At 34.8% G+C, this 16,165-nt stretch carries 16 protein-coding genes, 1 tRNA gene and 3 pseudogenes; 5 read left to right on the top strand and 15 right to left on the bottom strand.

The window, feature by feature from the left end; genetic code table 11:
* The 4 genes and pseudogenes from MOC86_RS26295 to MOC86_RS26280 all read right to left on the bottom strand — a co-directional run.
* Positions 1 to 162 (bottom strand): annotated as a pseudogene (locus MOC86_RS26295) (stage V sporulation protein AD); the annotation flags it as partial.
* Positions 162 to 641, bottom strand: coding sequence for a stage V sporulation protein AC (gene spoVAC / locus MOC86_RS26290; RefSeq protein WP_268586851.1), 480 nt, complete (start codon positions 639 to 641; stop codon positions 162 to 164). The gene spoVAC and the pseudogene MOC86_RS26295, both read right to left, overlap by 1 nt.
* A 22-nt stretch (positions 642 to 663) precedes the next feature.
* On the bottom strand, positions 664 to 1,137 hold the full coding sequence (locus tag MOC86_RS26285) for a YhcN/YlaJ family sporulation lipoprotein (protein ID WP_268586850.1): 474 nt from the start codon (positions 1,135 to 1,137) through the stop codon (positions 664 to 666).
* Positions 1,138 to 1,214: 77 nt separating this feature from the next.
* Positions 1,215 to 1,421: a DUF1657 domain-containing protein gene (locus MOC86_RS26280; protein WP_268586849.1), complete on the bottom strand. Its 207-nt coding sequence runs from the start codon at positions 1,419 to 1,421 to the stop codon at positions 1,215 to 1,217.
* 278 nt (positions 1,422 to 1,699) lie between these two features.
* Here MOC86_RS26280 and MOC86_RS26275 point away from each other — a divergent pair, with 278 nt between their 5' ends.
* Entirely contained in the window at positions 1,700 to 1,918 is a 219-nt protein-coding gene (locus tag MOC86_RS26275; protein WP_268586848.1) for a hypothetical protein, read from the top strand.
* Between the two features lie 129 nt (positions 1,919 to 2,047).
* On the opposite strand, the gene MOC86_RS26270 is transcribed toward MOC86_RS26275, so the two are convergent.
* On the bottom strand, positions 2,048 to 2,749 hold the full coding sequence (locus MOC86_RS26270; RefSeq protein ID WP_268586847.1) for a DUF421 domain-containing protein: 702 nt from the start codon (positions 2,747 to 2,749) through the stop codon (positions 2,048 to 2,050).
* Positions 2,750 to 3,603: 854 nt separating this feature from the next.
* Complete coding sequence (locus MOC86_RS26265; RefSeq protein WP_326847767.1) at positions 3,604 to 4,086, bottom strand: YkoP family protein; 483 nt, start codon at positions 4,084 to 4,086, stop codon at positions 3,604 to 3,606.
* A gap of 104 nt (positions 4,087 to 4,190) precedes the next feature.
* On the opposite strand from MOC86_RS26265, the gene MOC86_RS26260 reads away from it, so the two are divergent.
* Entirely contained in the window at positions 4,191 to 4,481 is a 291-nt protein-coding gene (locus tag MOC86_RS26260; RefSeq protein ID WP_268586846.1) for a hypothetical protein, read from the top strand.
* A 385-nt stretch (positions 4,482 to 4,866) separates the two neighbouring features.
* On the opposite strand, the gene MOC86_RS26255 is transcribed toward MOC86_RS26260, so the two are convergent.
* From MOC86_RS26255 to MOC86_RS26240, 5 genes and pseudogenes are all read right to left on the bottom strand, one after another.
* A complete protein-coding gene (locus MOC86_RS26255) occupies positions 4,867 to 6,048 on the bottom strand; it encodes a DHH family phosphoesterase (protein WP_268586845.1) in 1,182 nt (393 codons plus the stop codon).
* Positions 6,049 to 6,173: 125 nt separating this feature from the next.
* A pseudogene (locus MOC86_RS26250) lies at positions 6,174 to 6,782 on the bottom strand (TnsA endonuclease N-terminal domain-containing protein); the annotation flags it as partial.
* A gap of 209 nt (positions 6,783 to 6,991) precedes the next feature.
* Positions 6,992 to 7,097, bottom strand: a pseudogene (locus tag MOC86_RS27605) (IS6 family transposase); the annotation flags it as partial.
* 45 nt (positions 7,098 to 7,142) lie between these two features.
* Positions 7,143 to 7,373 carry a hypothetical protein gene (locus MOC86_RS26245; RefSeq protein WP_268586843.1) on the bottom strand — a complete coding sequence of 77 codons (231 nt, stop codon included), beginning with the start codon at positions 7,371 to 7,373 and terminating at the stop codon, positions 7,143 to 7,145.
* Positions 7,374 to 7,500: 127 nt separating this feature from the next.
* Positions 7,501 to 7,575, bottom strand: a tRNA-Gln gene (locus MOC86_RS26240).
* A gap of 497 nt (positions 7,576 to 8,072) precedes the next feature.
* On the opposite strand from MOC86_RS26240, the gene MOC86_RS26235 reads away from it, so the two are divergent.
* Positions 8,073 to 8,354 (top strand): hypothetical protein, encoded by a 282-nt coding sequence (locus MOC86_RS26235; RefSeq protein WP_268586842.1) that lies wholly within the window; start codon positions 8,073 to 8,075, stop codon positions 8,352 to 8,354.
* 319 nt (positions 8,355 to 8,673) lie between these two features.
* Complete coding sequence (locus tag MOC86_RS26230) at positions 8,674 to 9,447, top strand: alpha/beta fold hydrolase (RefSeq protein ID WP_268586841.1); 774 nt, start codon at positions 8,674 to 8,676, stop codon at positions 9,445 to 9,447.
* A gap of 292 nt (positions 9,448 to 9,739) precedes the next feature.
* On the opposite strand, the gene MOC86_RS26225 is transcribed toward MOC86_RS26230, so the two are convergent.
* From MOC86_RS26225 to MOC86_RS26210, 4 genes are all read right to left on the bottom strand, one after another.
* Positions 9,740 to 10,282, bottom strand: a complete 543-nt coding sequence (locus MOC86_RS26225) for an undecaprenyl-diphosphatase (RefSeq protein WP_268586840.1) — start codon at positions 10,280 to 10,282, stop codon at positions 9,740 to 9,742.
* A gap of 226 nt (positions 10,283 to 10,508) precedes the next feature.
* On the bottom strand, positions 10,509 to 11,105 hold the full coding sequence (locus MOC86_RS26220; RefSeq protein WP_268586839.1) for a YhcN/YlaJ family sporulation lipoprotein: 597 nt from the start codon (positions 11,103 to 11,105) through the stop codon (positions 10,509 to 10,511).
* 570 nt (positions 11,106 to 11,675) lie between these two features.
* On the bottom strand, positions 11,676 to 12,353 hold the full coding sequence (locus tag MOC86_RS26215; protein ID WP_268586838.1) for a GerAB/ArcD/ProY family transporter: 678 nt from the start codon (positions 12,351 to 12,353) through the stop codon (positions 11,676 to 11,678).
* Positions 12,354 to 12,604: 251 nt separating this feature from the next.
* Positions 12,605 to 13,755, bottom strand: a protein-coding gene (locus MOC86_RS26210; RefSeq protein WP_268586837.1) for an IS3 family transposase whose coding sequence is annotated in 2 segments (ribosomal slippage) — positions 12,605 to 13,515 and positions 13,515 to 13,755 — 1,152 coding nt in all. Because the reading frame shifts where the segments join, the coding sequence is not laid out codon by codon here.
* Positions 13,756 to 14,022: 267 nt separating this feature from the next.
* Between MOC86_RS26210 and MOC86_RS26205 the strand changes: the two genes are divergently transcribed.
* Positions 14,023 to 15,489 carry an alkaline phosphatase gene (locus MOC86_RS26205; RefSeq protein ID WP_268586836.1) on the top strand — a complete coding sequence of 489 codons (1,467 nt, stop codon included), beginning with the start codon at positions 14,023 to 14,025 and terminating at the stop codon, positions 15,487 to 15,489.
* Positions 15,490 to 16,165: the final 676 nt, after the last annotated feature.

Genomic DNA, 16,165 nt, shown 5'->3' with positions numbered 1-16,165 from the left:
GTGAGCTTTTTCATAAGAATCCTGCTCTAACCATAAATCAGAATGGAAAAGGTCAAAATCGTCATCAAGTAACCCCTCCGCTTCAAATGGTCCACCAACTGTGCCAGTAGAAATAATGACCGGTTTTTGATCAAAAATCCATGTACGATGCCCCGTTAACATTACAACCCACCCCACTGTATGAGTATGGTTTTAATCGTAGCAATGACAAAAGCAGCAAAGGTTCCAAACAAGATGACAGAGCCTGCTAATTTAAACATATTCCCGCCTACTCCTAACACGAATCCTTCGGTTCGATGTTCAATACACGCAGAGATGACGGCATTTCCAAATCCCGTAACAGGAACAGCAGAACCAGCCCCTCCAAATTGAGCGATTCGATCATACACGCCAAAACCCGTTAAAAGCATTGAGATAAAAATTAAGGTTCCCACCGTTGGATTTCCCGCCGTTTGTTCTGTAAAATTAAAATAATAGATATAAAACAGTTGGATAACTTGACCAATAAGACAAATGATTCCACCTGTTAAAAAAGCTTTGATACAATTTTTAACGACGGGTCTTTGGGTTTCGTCTTTTTTTTGAAGCTCCTGGTATTCCTGTTGTACAGGTGTTAATTGTTTTTTTTTGTTATTTGACATGCCTACATCACCTTTTCTTTCGTTACGCTTGTTCCTTCATAAGACTTTTAATTTCGTCAAATTCCTTGTTTAGGATTCTCTTCTTTGGTTGCTCTTTTTGTAGTTTTTGTTCTAATTGTTCCAATTCTAAAAAGATTTTTTGATCCGTCGAAACGAAAACTTTATAATCTGGATACGTTTTTTCTAGACTAGATTTCACGTTCTTTTTGATGGTCTTTAATCGAAATCGATCAAACTGTTCGACTTTTAAGGCTACTAGTAGCTCCTTATCCGTATTCACAGCTTTTACTCCTGTAACTTCTTCCCTTTTTATGGTTTTTTCTTTTGCTTGATTGGCAACAGATTGATCGACTGGATGGTTTGTATGAACTTTGACGATATGGGTATCCTGATTTTCCTTAGCTGATTGCTCTTGATTTCCAGTACATCCTGAGCTAAATCCTAAAAAAATAATTAAAAAAAGATAAACTTTTAATGGTCTCATGATATATTTCATAGAATCACCCCTCCATTTCTATCTATAAATGAAAATCTAAGAAGATTGATTACACCAATCTTCTTAGATCTATGTCATTATTGTTGTTTGTATTGGGGTTCTTCTTGTTCAATTTGTTGAACACGTGAAGAGAGACTATCCACAATCGCTTGTGTTTGTTGAGCCGCATTCTGGTAAAGCTGTTTTGCTTGTTGATTATCGGTACCAAGCGCAAAAGTTTCAAAGCTAGCTTGTGCACTTTTTAATCCTGCTAAAGTTTGTTTAACATCATTGATTACAGTCATATCATATGCCCTCCTTGAATGGATTAGTTACAATTATAGGATGACGAGAAAGAAGGTTTTTTATGTTTTTTAAACACATCCAGTTAATGTAAATTTCCTGCATTTACATCTGAAAAGAGGGTTCAGTTTTCATTCTATTATGCATCTCTTTGGTCGATGGCATTTGAACAGGAGTATTATCACTAACTCGTTAAACTTAAAAAGAAAAAGTACATAAAAACTGAGATAGGAGAAAACGATATAAAAGTGCAAAAAATATCATCTAGGAGGAAACAAAAATGCCACAACAAATGGATACGAATCAATTAAAAAAAGCTGCCGCAGCAGTGTCAATTTCTAAGGGGCTTATTACACAAGCTATTGAGCAGTCTGCTGCCGATCAGGTACAATGTGAAGAAGCTTTAAAACAAGCCGCATCTGAGATAGCTCAAGCCCAAACGTTGGTAAGTCAAGCACAATCATCTCTTCAAGCACAGTCAGCTAAAGAATCAAAATAAAGTCAAAATTATACAAAAAAAGCGCTGATGCTAGTAGCTCAGTGCTTTTCCATTGACTTAATTCGTTTATTATCTTATCTAGTATACTTCACTTTTATTTTTATACACGTAACTTGATTAAACTCTTTATTATTTTTTCTTTGATCCACTCTTTTTACCTTCATTCTGATTGCCAGTGTCAATGATTAAAGAATGATCTTTATCGCTGACCGCTGCATAAAAAATGTTATTGATTTGGTGAAATCCTTTGTTCATTAACTCTTCCTGAAGCCATTTTTCATCCTTTTGAATCAACCTTAAATTTTTATACTGGATTTTTCCTTCGACGATTACAGCAATCGGCAGTCCTTGATAGTCCGTTTCAATATTTAAGTGTTTGGGTGTCAAATTGACAACAGATTGGTTCGGCAATATACTGAGATCTCCATTCGGTTCGAGAATCACATAATCGAGATCCTGTATGTTCGGATATCCTGCAGACCGAATGGCTGACAATAGTTCTACGAGAGAAAAACGAGTTTTTCTCAATTCTTTTTTTGAGATTTTCCCATGTTTGATCAAAATGCTCGGCTGACCGATAAATAACCGGTTTAACCAGCGAAAAAGACTGAATTTAGAAAACAACATATATACTATGACAATGGTGATGATTCCGGCAATGGTCTGTCCAATTCCGTTGGCCTTGATGGGACTGACGGACAACGTGACAAGAAACACAATGGCTGCAAGATCAGGTGGAGTCAACTGAGCCAACACAGTCTTTCCCATACAACGCATTGCCAGAATTACCAGACCAAAAAGCAGAATTAATTTCCCAATAAAAACGAACATTTTTCCACCCTCATTTTTATGTACTTATCCGTGAAAAATACACATATTATTGTTTCACGTAAATTTGAAAACATACTGACTGTATAGTTACAAAGTATGCGACTGAGACGTTTTCTGTTAGCAATGGATTGGCTTATGACTAACCTCCTAAGACCGCCTTCAAGCAGTCTTACTACTTACTAAATGAAAAAAGCCCCTTTTAACAAGGGGTTTTCCATTAGACAGATAGACGGAGATTTTATGCCTCGATTATTTCTTTTTGTTCAAAGCACTAATATTAGTTATATTCAAAGCTGTTTTGTTTATTTCTTTTGATTAAAAATTAATTTTATTGGAGTCTTACTATACCATCTCAAGCTACCTTTTTAGCAGCCGCCCTGAGTGCTCTTAAAACCATCATAATCATTTAGTAGGAAACGTAAAGTTACCGCGATGAACCTCCTGATCTCATACCCTTATTGAAAAGTTGGGAAAACCCTTTGAAACCGAAAATCCCAGTGGATAACACACCAAGAATCATTCCACCAAATACAGCTACCCATTTGTTAATCAAATCAATCACCTCTAACATGACCTTTTCCTTGTAATAGTTGTACATTTCTTAGAATAAGCATTATTTTTAAAATAACAACAGGTAATAATTAGGGGGTGCATATCGGAAATGTGCAAAATACGAAAAGGCTGTCCATCTAAATATTCATATGGACTGGAAGCATTTAAGGAGAGGATGTTGTTACCTGTAATTAATAGGGATGCTTCCAGTAATGTGTTTATGTGATCCCATATTTTTTTAGCAGACTTTCCTTTGACATAAATAAGTACTTTGGAGAAGGTCTTTTTTAATCTTTAGGAGACTACCTCAATGTAGAAAGGAAGTAAATGGGATAAAGCGTCAGGTGTTTGAACCATTTATACATGCGACTCGAAATGATATAAGGCTCAAATCCTAATCGTTCGCAGCCCTTGTTTAGCATTGTAATACCGGTTATCCCTTTAATTTCTTGTGTATTTTTATGACGTTGAATATATAATGCAAGATGATGCAACGACTCTTTTACATTTTTATAAAGGATCATAGCTTTTTTAACATCATTGTCAATGCCTTGCAGTTCTTTCAATAAACGGACATTATGCAGATGTATCTTGATTAGAATATCATTTTTTCTAATTATTGTTCCATTCGATAGGACGACTTTGCGACCTTTATAGTGTGTTAGTCTTACTTGAAAAATAGAGGCATTTTCTCTCGTTTGTTCAAGGTAATACAAACGCGTAAAGAAATAATATAACGGATCAATCAAACTCCATATTAATATTAAGTGTAGTCTCAGCTTCACTGTTATGCTCCTTACAAATATCGTTTTTTTAATTGGGATAGACTTTATAAATACTCATATCCCATCTTATTTTGGCTAAGCTATCATGCTAATATCTCTGGAAAATGAAGCAGTTGTATAATGAAGCTGACGCAATTATTACGAAGCCTAGTGAAGTCACAATAAGTGAAAGTTTATACAAGAAAATTCCTATTTTTGTGTATCACGCATTGCCAGGACAGCAGGAAATTAATTTACGATATTTGAAAAACCTCGGCCTCGTTTTTCATTTGGAAAATTGGAGAACAAAATCTAATCTTGAAGAACAGATACTATTCATTTTAGATTGTGAACAACATCGAAGCGTTTTAGAAAAACAATTTAATACCTATCATCAACAATTATCAAAACTGTAGATTTAAAATTAAGTTTGTTCAAAAACACTACATAAACCCATGTTTTTCAATAAATAAAAAGAATCCATTTTGAAAAAAGATTGATCAAAATGGATTCTTCTTCAATAATTTTAAGTTGGATTTTTATAAAAAAGTTTGATCAATTTCTACTTATTTATTCAACAATCGCGCCCTTCCCTTGAATAATCACTAATTTACGGTAAATATGAAATCCTTTTACAACAAATAAAATCTATGAAGTGACAAAGAAGATGAACAGACTCAATTTGCGAATATTCCACTCAAGTAAAGTGTTACCGTTGAAATGATTCAGGAATAGTAAATAAATTAATAAAATGGTGTTCACTCAAAAAAGCGAACACTGTCGCTGTTCGCTTTTTTAAAATTATTTAGCTTTTTTTACTTCTTCCATTAAGTTTTTGACGAAATTATCATCTTTTACAAGCCATGCTGAATATTGTCTTTTTAAGAACTTTTCTGCTTCTTCAAAACTTGGGTGGGTCTGTTCCATTATTGTTTTATTTTTTTCAATCCCCCATTCCCCATTTTCTAAAGGATATATAAGATAGATATCGTCCATTCTGTTTTTATACATTGTACCAAAAGTGGATTCTTTTACATTATATCGATTTCTTTTCGCATCTTCTGGTAACGGTTCAAGATGATAGGTATCCATTACGAATTGCTTGTAGGCATCTTCTGTTAAGGTGCAGCCGGATGCTTTTGCATGTCCCCCGCCACCGAATTGTGCAGCAACATCAGACACATCAATATGATCGTGGATTGTTCGAAAACCCATTCGTTTGCCGCCAATATTTAATATGGCTATATAATCTAGATGCGGGTTTTCTTTACCGAGTTCATTCCCGAGTTCTGAGTGATACGATTCTGCATAAACCACACCCGCAAAAAGTCCCCCAACCTCTGTTTGAACGAGCTCCCTTCTTTTCCTGCGAATATATCTGTCAATTTTATTTTCTTCCATATCAAGGATTTTTGTTTCAAATTCATCAAAGTGGAAATGATCACTCGTTTGTAGCCGGGAAATCATTTTTTCTTCAAATTGATCTATTGAAAGAAGAAAAAATAGTGCATTCAGTCGCTGTGCATGGTGGTTTTCATTTCTCTCCCACTCCCACGTATCGTATTGTCTTACGAGTTCAACAAATTCCGATGTTGCGTTTGATGGCTTCATTAGTTGATGAGAAATGAGGTATTCATATAATAGGGAAGTAGCTGAAGTTAACTTCCCTTCCTCACCCTCCACGACAACGTTCCCCCACTTATAATCATTATAACGGAGAGCCGTTTTATGGTGATCGATCAACTTAACCTTTCCTCCTGCTTGAAAGAATTCTTCCAGTCTTTTTTCATTTTCTTCACTTACAGACAAATCTGTAATAAATAAGAAAGTATCCTTACCCTCATTTTCTAAGAACCATTCCACTTCACGATTAAGACCTGAAATAGAATTGTAGCGTACTTTGACCTGCTCGCCAAAAGAAAGTTTTGCTAAAATACCGCAGCCAACTCCATCGAGATCATTATGAGATAACAGTTTATACATATTCTTCACCTCAAAAGATAGTATTAGTTTAACTATTGATTAACATGTAAATAAAAAAGCTGACTCAAGGTCCTCCCTTCAAGTCAGCTTTAAATGATTTATATAGTTTCTTCACTTTCCCGCTCAATTTCTTCAATATGTTGAGCACTCATTTCTCGAAACGCATCATAATCTTGAATATTGTGATAATCATGGATGTAACTAATATTTCTAGCCATAGTTTTTGGAATCTCTTCTTTTGTCACAATACCCCAATCAATATCTCTCCTTTGCCAGTACTCTCGTTCAATCTCAAACTTTTCAAGCACCCGTTCTTTCAGTAATTCATCTTTCATTTTGATAGTACGAGCTACTTCAAAAGTACCTTGTCCTTTATCAATTGTTAATAAAAAATCTGTAGTCATCACAATCGGGACATCAGTTTTAGGATCATTAGGATGTTTAACACCTAGCTCATCTGCAATGACAATTGTTTCATCCAACGGTAGTAAAGGAAATTGTTCTCGAATATCAACAATAAAATCAGAATGTTCAGTTAAATAAAAGTAGTTTCGTTTCAAATCCGATAAAAACTCATGCAGTCTATTTGTTTTTATTCCTTTTAAACGAGTAGATCGACCTAATGAAGATACATATTGAATTTTTAACCAAGGCATATAATCTGATCCTATACCAGAACCTCGACCTTCTTTAATCCATTTATCAATTTTAGATGTTCTTTTTCTTTTAGACATAAAAACACCCCTTTGGCTCATCCTAACCAAAGGGGTAAAACGGTGCAACTTTATTGTAAACGGTACGTCTTTATTTGTAAGCCACAAAAACACGACTTGTTCACCATGATAGAAAAAATTTAGCTAAATATGGAACAAGTCGAAATGTCTAGAATATGTAAGACACAGTTTCTCTTCTTTTTATTATTGAATGGATACAGAATAAGTAGGTTCTTATCTACTGTAATCGGCACGAGGTTTGGAAATATAAGAAGCAGCCAAGGATTTTTTGAAAAAGTGCTTGGCTGCTTGTTTACCTCTTGATTCACTTAGATAAATATGGCCTCACAACAAGATAACCATATCTTCCCTTTTTATTTATTATGAAAGTCTATTTTGATTAGCAACCGTTTGTTGTAACGATTGGTTGTTTGTCATTCCTTGTAGTGGATTTGTCATTTGTTGACCTTGTTGGCTGTTGAGTATATTTGAAACCGTTTGAGGTAGCTGTTGAAAGGTACCATTTCGGACTCCCCTTGTAATTCCGTAAATAGCAGCACCAGTTGCACCTAAAGCAAGTAACGAGGTCATCATACCACGTCGATTATTCATGGAAAAACATCCCCCTTTAGTAGAAATTTATAACCCATAAAGTTAATAGGAAATTTACATTCGATGTTTTTTTGTAAATGATCTTTGCACCAGAACCATAAAAACTGCTGTTATCTAGAAGAAAGATTGGCTGGGCTAGCTAGATTCGAACCAACGCATGACGGAGTCAAAGTCCGTTGCCTTACCACTTGGCTATAGTCCAATAAAAATGGTTGAGGTGATAGGATTTGAACCTGCGTCCTCGGGTTATGGAGCGTGAAGAGCTACCAGAATGCTCCATTCCGTGATATTAAATTAAAAAGACTCAGAGAATTAAATCACTATAATTATTATCTACTCCGTAAGCTATTTTCATTCAAAATAAAAAACTTTATGCTAAACCTTCTGACTCAATACTTTATATAGGCCTAGTGACAGGGTTTGTGTCATAGACCGCAAAGTAAACAGCAAGAAAAGTAAGATAACATTATGGTAAAGATATTTGTATGACAGCGCCTCAAGTATAGATGAATATAAAATTGAATAAACTACCTTAAGACAAACTTTGTATGTTGAGAAAGTTTCATGTGCAAAATTTTTAGTGGGTTTAATTATAATTATTTATGTTTTGATTGGAACGACTTAATTATCCTTCTTAAAATGTATCAGAGAAAAATAAAAATCAAACTTTTTTAACTATACTTGAAACAAGGTGAAAAAATGAATTGGTTAATAATACCGATTTTAATTTGGATAATGGCCCTGCTCATTATGATACTACCTAAATTTGCTTGCAAAAAAATCCAAAAATTAAAAATGGAACTTGTATTAGAGTCTGAATTAGCACAGAATTCTAATCCTGAAGAAAGTAATTATAAAAAAATAGAGGAAAATACCTTAGATGGCATAAATATTGAAAGCTTATATCTAATTAGTTCAATAATCGCTTCAATATTGATTGCTCTTGGTACCTTTATTCTCTGTCTTGTTTTATTACTATAGAGTTTTAAATACTTGATTAATTATAGTGACCCCTACTTTGCGATTCATAGCAGAAACCCTGTCACTAAGCCTATACAGGCAAGATGATAGGAAATCTTATTAGTAATTCTTAAACCTTAACCTTTCTTAGTGTGTATAGTGCCACTATAATGACCTCATAATAAATAATAAAAGAAGTTATTTGAACTTAAACAATACAGAACAACTAGTTAATTATAGTAAATTCAATGTAGGATGAAGATAAATTTCAGTTTTTATAAACCAGATTAACCTTAACTAAAAAAATAGTTGTTAATCGATTTTGGAGTGAAAAATAAGCATGCCTTTTGTTGAAATAGACACTAATCAATATTTGCATTATGAAGAGTATGGAAAGGGTATACCTATCATCTTTATTCATCCCCCTGGTATGGGGAGTAAAGTCTTCCACTATCAACACGATTTATCCAAGCATATGAGAGTCATCTTTCCTGATTTAAGTGGTCATGGACAAAGCCCAAAAGCTACACAAACTGTATCCATTCCCTTCTATGCAAACGAAATATTGCGCTTTATGGATGCATTGTATTTAAACAAGGCTATTATATGTGGTTATTCTGCTGGCTGTCTAATTGCTCAAGAGCTTGCTATTTATCATCCCGATAGAATCGAATTACTAATTTCATCAGGGGCTTATCCTATAGTAAGAGATATTTATGGATATTTATCACATAAAATAGGATTGTATATGGTAAAAGAACACCTAAATAGGTTAATAACAAGCCTAGCTAGAAGTCATACCCGGGACAAGACACTAAGAAAGAATCTAGTCAGTCATATGAAGAAAGCAAATCCAAAATCATGGTATCAGTATTATAATCATTCATTACAATATAACTGTTTAGACAACCTTCATCGTTTAACAATGCCTTTGTTGTTTATGTATGGTGGAAAAAGGGATTGGGCTATCCACTATATGAAAGAGTACAAAAATAAATGTAAACATGCTGAATTCTTTATTTTTACACAGCAAGGTCATCAACTTCCTACAAAGAAAGGAATTCAGTTTAATGAACTAATTACAGAATTTATCTTAAATAAATCCAGTTTATAAAACTAAAAGAGATTTAAAAAATGAGGAATCCTAAAGTCCCATATGTATAAGACCCGATGATAACTATAGAAGACTGATAAGGTTGCTGAGCTCATCAGTCTTATTTCATAATTAAAAATAAGACACTTAAGGAAAACCCCTTAGACGCTTTATCTTATTGTCATCAGTATCCATAAAAGTCTCCACCATAAAAACTACATTCAATAATCACTAAGAGAGCAAATACTACGACTCACAAATAAAGTAAATCCAGAACCGAGTCTACCACAATTACATATTCAAAACGCTTCATTTATATCTTGGAACATGATACTGCTTTTATTTTTCGATTCAATCTCTTTAAAAAACATGCAAATTTGTCAATGATAACGCTTGTCAAGCTACCAATGAAGATGCTTCGGATAATATCAGAAGGATAATGATGGCCTAGCCAGATCCTTGAGAATCCTGTTAATAAGGACAGTCCCCACATAACTGACCCGAGGACACGTTTATGAAGAAAGATAGAAGTAGATACTGCAAACGTAAGCAACGTATGTTTACTTAGAAATGAAGAATCCATCTTTGAAGGAATGAGTATGCCGACACGGTGTTTTATAAATGGGCGAGGCTTAAAATAAAAGCATTTAATCAACGTGTTAATAACTAGAGTAAAGGCTGCAGATATTACTGCATATAATATCACTTTTCTTTGCAAATAGTTTCGAAACCACATGAAAATCAATATAAACATAAATACATAACGAATCTTTTTTGAAATCAATATCAGCAGCAAATCTAATGAAGAATAACGACCAGCCAACTGATTGATTACCCTAAACATTTTATAGTCCATAACAATTATCTCCTTATTTTTTAGCTAGATGTAATATTTCCCTCTAAATGAGAAAGATGTTGTATTAATTCTACTGTCACGGTAACTAAAAAAGTTGAATGTAAAATAATTACTAATGTTGCCTTCAATTGAGAGAAGTATACATACGAAACCTCCTTAATTTATAAGGAGGTTTCTCTTTTTCTAAAACATAGTGGATTGACTTGTTACGCTCCGTCACTCTTATTTAACGAACATTAGGAAATACTCTTCGAGTTGTTTCAGTAAACTCTTCAAATAATCCTTCTATTGGATCGCCTTCATTAATTCTGTTTCCATAATCCGTCATTCTTTTTACAAAATCAGGGTTTGAGGACACAAATACGTCCCGAATATCCGGGTCTGTATCTCTTACTTGATCTGCGATCTTCTTTTCTAAACGATCGGTTACCTCTCCTTTTGCTCCATTCTTTAAAACCACTGCAACATAGGCATTTCGGTTTGTAACAATCACGTTTGCGCTGTCTACTTCGTCTAATTTAACAACACGATCCTCAGCATCATTAGCCACTTCTAACCGTGTTTGATTGTTATCACCTAAATTATCATTTCGATCTCTATCGGGTTGGTACCTAACATCTTGTGGTCCATTGTTACGATCATTCTCAGCTTTTTGTTCAGAAGGTTCTTCAGTTGGATCGGGTTCAGCTTCATCCCTTTTTTGCTCAGAAGGTTCTTCAGTTGGATCAGGTTCAGCTTCATCTTTTTTATCATTGCACCCAAAAAGAAACCCTACAGATAAAATGGTTGATAGGAGACCGAATAAATATCTTCTCTTCTTCATCTTTTTTCACTCCTTAATAATAACTGTATATTCATTAGGATCTACATTATTTTTTAAATAATTATAGGTAATAATTTGAAAAAATACAGGGATAGTATCATTTTTTCAGTATAGACAAGGAAAGTTGTCAAAACATAAAGACGTTGAAAGAACATTAACCATTAATTCATCTCAGAAACCATAGTTTTTGAAACGCCTTATCAGAAGTGAAAAAATCGCAAACCCGTTGAGTGACAACTAATTTGTGCTTTTTCTTTTCCTTTAGGTATACTTTTACGGATGCATAGTTTTACAAATAATTATTTAAGAAGTATGGATTTTGAATTTTACGAAAAGAAAAAAATAAATATGAAAATAAAAAGGATAATTTAAGTATCCTTTTTATTTTTTAGAAGCATATTTAATTCTTTTGCATCTCTTTTAGTTCTTAGAAATAAGATTAACCACGAGAACATGTATATGAGAAAAATACTTCCAATAGGGTACTATAGTAGACCAAAAATTTCACACTTTAAAAAAGCCATCGGATTTATTTAGAACCGATAGCTTTGGAATATAGCATAATCATTATTATGTTTCATTTGATTTCAAGCTCCCTTTCTTCTTGAAACGATTACGACTCAAAGTAACAAGCAGCATTAGCAATGGCATAATGATATGGAAATAAACGGTGATGTAATGAAGGAAATAGGTACCTTCCTCTGTGTGTTCTGAATAATCAGAGGCCCTAATCATTGACAAAAAGATGAGAATACAACCAATTGGTAAAATAATCTGTTTATGATTTTTTAGCTTGAACAAATCTACGATTCCAATTAGGGCACCATAGAAAAAGATCGATGCCTTGAAAAACACCGTCATCAACAAAGTAAACACAACAATAGCATCTATTCGTTGGATAAATTCAAAAAGACTGACCTTCCCAACGGTTGATAACAAAGGAAAAGTAGATCTCTCTACTACTTCAACACCAAGAACAGCGATATTTAAACTTGCTGTCCAACATAAGATAAGACCACTTGAAATCAAGGCAGACAACCATACTTTTTTCACTAATCCAGGACGGTTTAAATAAGGAAACAACATCATAAAGACAACCATTTGATCAAAAGGAAAATTGCTAGTCTCCAGAAAGGCCGTCGTTAAGATGGGTTTCCATCCGTGTTCAAGAAACGGCTGCAAATGATGAAAATTAATATTACCTGAAACAAGGACGAGAAAATTTCCTGCTACCCCCAACAAAATCAAGATGACAATGAAGACTTCTTCTCCCTACTACTTCAATCCCTAGATAAAGGACTTAACAAATGACAAGAACAAGTAAGATAATGATGGCGAGTAATGGGGTTTCGGTCATGATCGACGAAAGCAGCCCCCCCGAAACTATGTATATTATCGGCAGCAGTATACAAAAAGTAGAGAATGTATAACAGGCCAATGATCCATCCCAGGTATTTACTGGATTTGAGTCAATAATTTGGACACAAAAAAGTTAAGTCTTAAGCTGTTTTTCTAATTTGATCCTCAATAGCTTGAGGGGTTTGATAACCGAGACCACTATGGATTCGGTTACGGTTATACCAGCCTTCTATAAACTGAAACATGGCTAACTTTGCAGCTGAATAGTTTGTGTATTGGGTATGATATACTTCTTCTTTCTTTAATATGGCATGAAACGACTCCATACAGGCATTGTCATAAGGGCAGCCTATCTGGCTAAAAGACTGCTTGATGTTGTGTTTTTGGACATACTGAGTAAACTCACTACTGGTGTATTGTGAGCCAAGATCGGTGTGAAGAACTAGGCCCTTACGAGGCTTTTGAGAAAAGCAGGCGTTTTGAAGGGCTTCTATCACAAGCTCTGACGTCATGGAACGTGAAAAAGAATAACCAACGATTTTTTTCGAGTGTAAATCTAATACGGATGCTAAATAGCACCAGCCCTCTTTTACCGTAGGAATATACGTAATATCTGCCACCCATTTCTCATTAATCATCCGAGTAGAGAAGTCTCGCTTTAAAAGATTATTCAGCTGAACAACCTTTTCTTTTGATGGATAGGGACGATATTTTTTCTTCGTGATAGAACGGATGCTAGCCTTTCTCATTAAGCGCTGGACACGTTTTAGACTAAGATAAAACCCATTGTTTAATAAGGTTTTATGAATTTTCGGAGCACCATAACGCGCTTTACTTTTCAGATAAATCCGTTGGATTTCTTTCGTAAGTTCTTGATTTTCCTGTTCACGCTTTGACACCGTCTTTTTAAAGGAGCTATAGTAGCTGCTTCTTGGAATCGTTAGCACTTCGCACATTTTCTGGACGGAGTATTGACCTTTGTGTTTCTCAATAAAATGGTTTAACTCTGTTTCTGTTACTTTTTCGTGAATATGGCCATAGCCTTTTTTAAAATGTCTAGTTCTTGTTTTAACCGAAGGTTTTCTTTCTGAATCTCAGCTAACTCTTTCGGTGTCAGAGAGCCTTTTTCTGAATTTATAGGTGTAAATTCTTTCACCCATTTATAGATCGTTACTTCTGATACGCCATATTCGCTGCTTAATTCTTTTACCGAGTTTCCAGTCTGATATAAATCCACAATCGTTTTCTTAAAATCATCATTATACTTTTTGCCTGTAGGTTTACGTTTCAATCCGGACACATCCTCTCAAAAATAATTGTAAGGACTTAATTAAATTGTGTCCATAAAACTATTACTAACTCCAAAGTATACTTTTACGGACGACCTTTTTTAATTATTTCTCCCTAAAAGATTCATTACCCTGACTGGATTTTGTAAATTAAAATAATATAGCCACTTAACAATATCTTAATATTATATTTATACTAGATTTATATTTCCCCTTTACCCTTGAATTAATGCTCATATACATCTTAGAAGAAAAGGGAGAGATTTGTTGTGATTAAGAAAGTTTTCACAAAAAAAATTGTGCCATTTGCTACTGTGACTACGATTGCACTTGGTAGTTTAATTGGGGTAACAGCCTATAATAAATCAGATAGAGTAGAGGCTGAACAACAAACTCAAGTACAAACTAAAAAACAAACTCAAAACACCATGCATGCCGAAGCTGTGGAACAGATTAAGAAAGAAAATCCAGACATTAAAAATGTCATTTTTTTGATTGGTGATGGAATGGGACCTTCTTATATAACAGCCCATCGCTACATGAAGGATAACCCTAAAACACCAGAACGGGAGTTTACAGCATTCGATGAACATTTTATCGGGGTACAAACCACGTACTCAGAGGATGATCAAGAAAATATTACGGATTCTGCAGCTGCTGCAACAGCTATGTCAGGTGGGGAAAAAACGTATAATAATGCTATTTCGGTAGATAATGATAAATCTGAAATTAAAACGGTCTTAGAGCAAGCCAAAGAGAATGGCATGTCAACAGGATTAGTTGCCACATCAGAAATCACCCATGCCACTCCAGCATCGTTCGGTGCACATGATCACCACCGCGATAACATGGATGAGATTGCAAATGATTACTATGACGAAATGGTTAATGGTGAACACAAAATAGATGTTTTACTTGGCGGAGGGAAGAGACACTTTATTCGAGATGACCGTAACCTAACGAAAGAATTTAAGAAAGACGGTTATGGATATGTAACCAATAAACAAGAGTTATTAAAAAATAAAGATGAACAAGTTCTAGGTCTATTTGCTGAGGGGGGTCTTGATAAAGCGATTGATCGCAGCGCTAACACTCCTTCGGCCGAGGAAATGACGAAATCTGCTATCAAACGCTTAAATCAAAATGAGAATGGGTTCTTTTTGATGGTAGAAGGAAGTCAGATTGATTGGGCGGGCCACGACAATGATGTGGTCGCTGCTATGAGCGAAATGGATGATTTTGAAAAATCATTTAAGGCAGCAATTGACTTTGCGAAAAAGGACAAGCATACACTCGTGATTGCCACAGCTGACCATTCAACAGGTGGATTCTCATTAGGAGCCGATGATGAAAACGGCGAGGGAATCTATAATTGGTTAACAGGACCGATTAAAGCAGCGAAAAAGACGCCCGACTTTATGGCTAAGCAGATTATAGATGGTGCAGACGTAGAAAAGACTTTAAAACAAAACATTAAACTAAAGTTAAAACCAGAAGAAATTAAATCTGTTAAGCAAGCTGCTCAAACAAAGGATGAAGTAAAGATTGATAATGCCATTGAGGACATTTTTAATAAGCGTTCCTACACAGGATGGACTACTTCAGGGCATACTGGTGAGGAAGTAGATGTTTACGGATATGGTCCTGGAAAAGAGATGTTCTCAGGGTTAATGGATAATACGGAACAAGCTAAAAACGTCTTCTATATCTTAGAACAAATGAAACAAAGTAAATAGTTCTTCTTTTTTACAAAAACAAAGAGGCTGAATAGGAGCTTATGCTTTCATTCAGCCTCTTTGTTTTGTAAATACAATACTCCATTCCTTATTTATCTAGTGATAGTGTCAGGATTATGTATTTTCACAACGTTAAGGAATAAAACATAGTGTGAATTTACATAATGTGATTTATAAGAAGCGAAATATATTTTAAAAAATGCTATGTACCATGTTTCATTTTAAATATTCGGGGTAAAGGATAAATAGGATTGGAATTCCTAAAGAAACAGATCTGTAGAGACTGTTTCTTTTTTTATATAAGACATACAAACCTAATTAAGTCGGGTAAGTTAGGGGCATCACTGCCCCCTCCTCCCCTAAGAACCGTGCAAGTCCCTTTCAAGACACATCGGCTCAAGCCTCCCATTGCAGGTCCATTTGCTGTCGTATCTTCATCACATACCATAGAGGCAAGTAAAACGTACGCCGACGCTCCAAATGGAGGTATACATAACAGTACGTTTCTTTCGTCAAAAGATAGCCACAACCTTATGTGCCTACGAGAGACCAACGAGAAGTCAGCTCCCTTTCGGGTCTATCATGGGTTTGTCCGTAAGGACGATAGTATCCATCCAGTTATACAGTTTCCTGCTTTCCTGTTCTCTTTCGAGATAATGGCATTCGCTTTCTCTCG

The sequence above is a fragment of the Priestia endophytica genome (assembly GCF_026790145.1).
In the GTDB taxonomy this organism is placed as follows: domain Bacteria; phylum Bacillota; class Bacilli; order Bacillales; family Bacillaceae_H; genus Bacillus_I; species Bacillus_I endophytica_A.
The sequence above is the reverse complement of the archived record's forward strand: the minus strand, read 5'-3'. Positions and strand labels throughout refer to the sequence as shown.

Excerpts from the sequence above, each read along its gene's own strand:
- spoVAC (WP_268586851.1), bottom strand. The coding sequence starts at position 641 with ATGTCAAATAACAAAAAAAAACAATTAACACCTGTACAACAGGAATAC.
- MOC86_RS26285 (WP_268586850.1), bottom strand. The coding sequence starts at position 1,137 with ATGAAATATATCATGAGACCATTAAAAGTTTATCTTTTTTTAATTATT.
- MOC86_RS26280 (WP_268586849.1), bottom strand. The coding sequence starts at position 1,421 with ATGACTGTAATCAATGATGTTAAACAAACTTTAGCAGGATTAAAAAGT.
- MOC86_RS26275 (WP_268586848.1), top strand. The coding sequence starts at position 1,700 with ATGCCACAACAAATGGATACGAATCAATTAAAAAAAGCTGCCGCAGCA.
- MOC86_RS26270 (WP_268586847.1), bottom strand. The coding sequence starts at position 2,749 with ATGTTCGTTTTTATTGGGAAATTAATTCTGCTTTTTGGTCTGGTAATT.
- MOC86_RS26260 (WP_268586846.1), top strand. The coding sequence starts at position 4,191 with ATGAAGCAGTTGTATAATGAAGCTGACGCAATTATTACGAAGCCTAGT.
- MOC86_RS26255 (WP_268586845.1), bottom strand. The coding sequence starts at position 6,048 with ATGTATAAACTGTTATCTCATAATGATCTCGATGGAGTTGGCTGCGGT.
- MOC86_RS26245 (WP_268586843.1), bottom strand. The coding sequence starts at position 7,373 with ATGAATAATCGACGTGGTATGATGACCTCGTTACTTGCTTTAGGTGCA.
- MOC86_RS26235 (WP_268586842.1), top strand. The coding sequence starts at position 8,073 with ATGAATTGGTTAATAATACCGATTTTAATTTGGATAATGGCCCTGCTC.
- MOC86_RS26230 (WP_268586841.1), top strand. The coding sequence starts at position 8,674 with ATGCCTTTTGTTGAAATAGACACTAATCAATATTTGCATTATGAAGAG.
- MOC86_RS26225 (WP_268586840.1), bottom strand. The coding sequence starts at position 10,282 with ATGGACTATAAAATGTTTAGGGTAATCAATCAGTTGGCTGGTCGTTAT.
- MOC86_RS26220 (WP_268586839.1), bottom strand. The coding sequence starts at position 11,105 with ATGAAGAAGAGAAGATATTTATTCGGTCTCCTATCAACCATTTTATCT.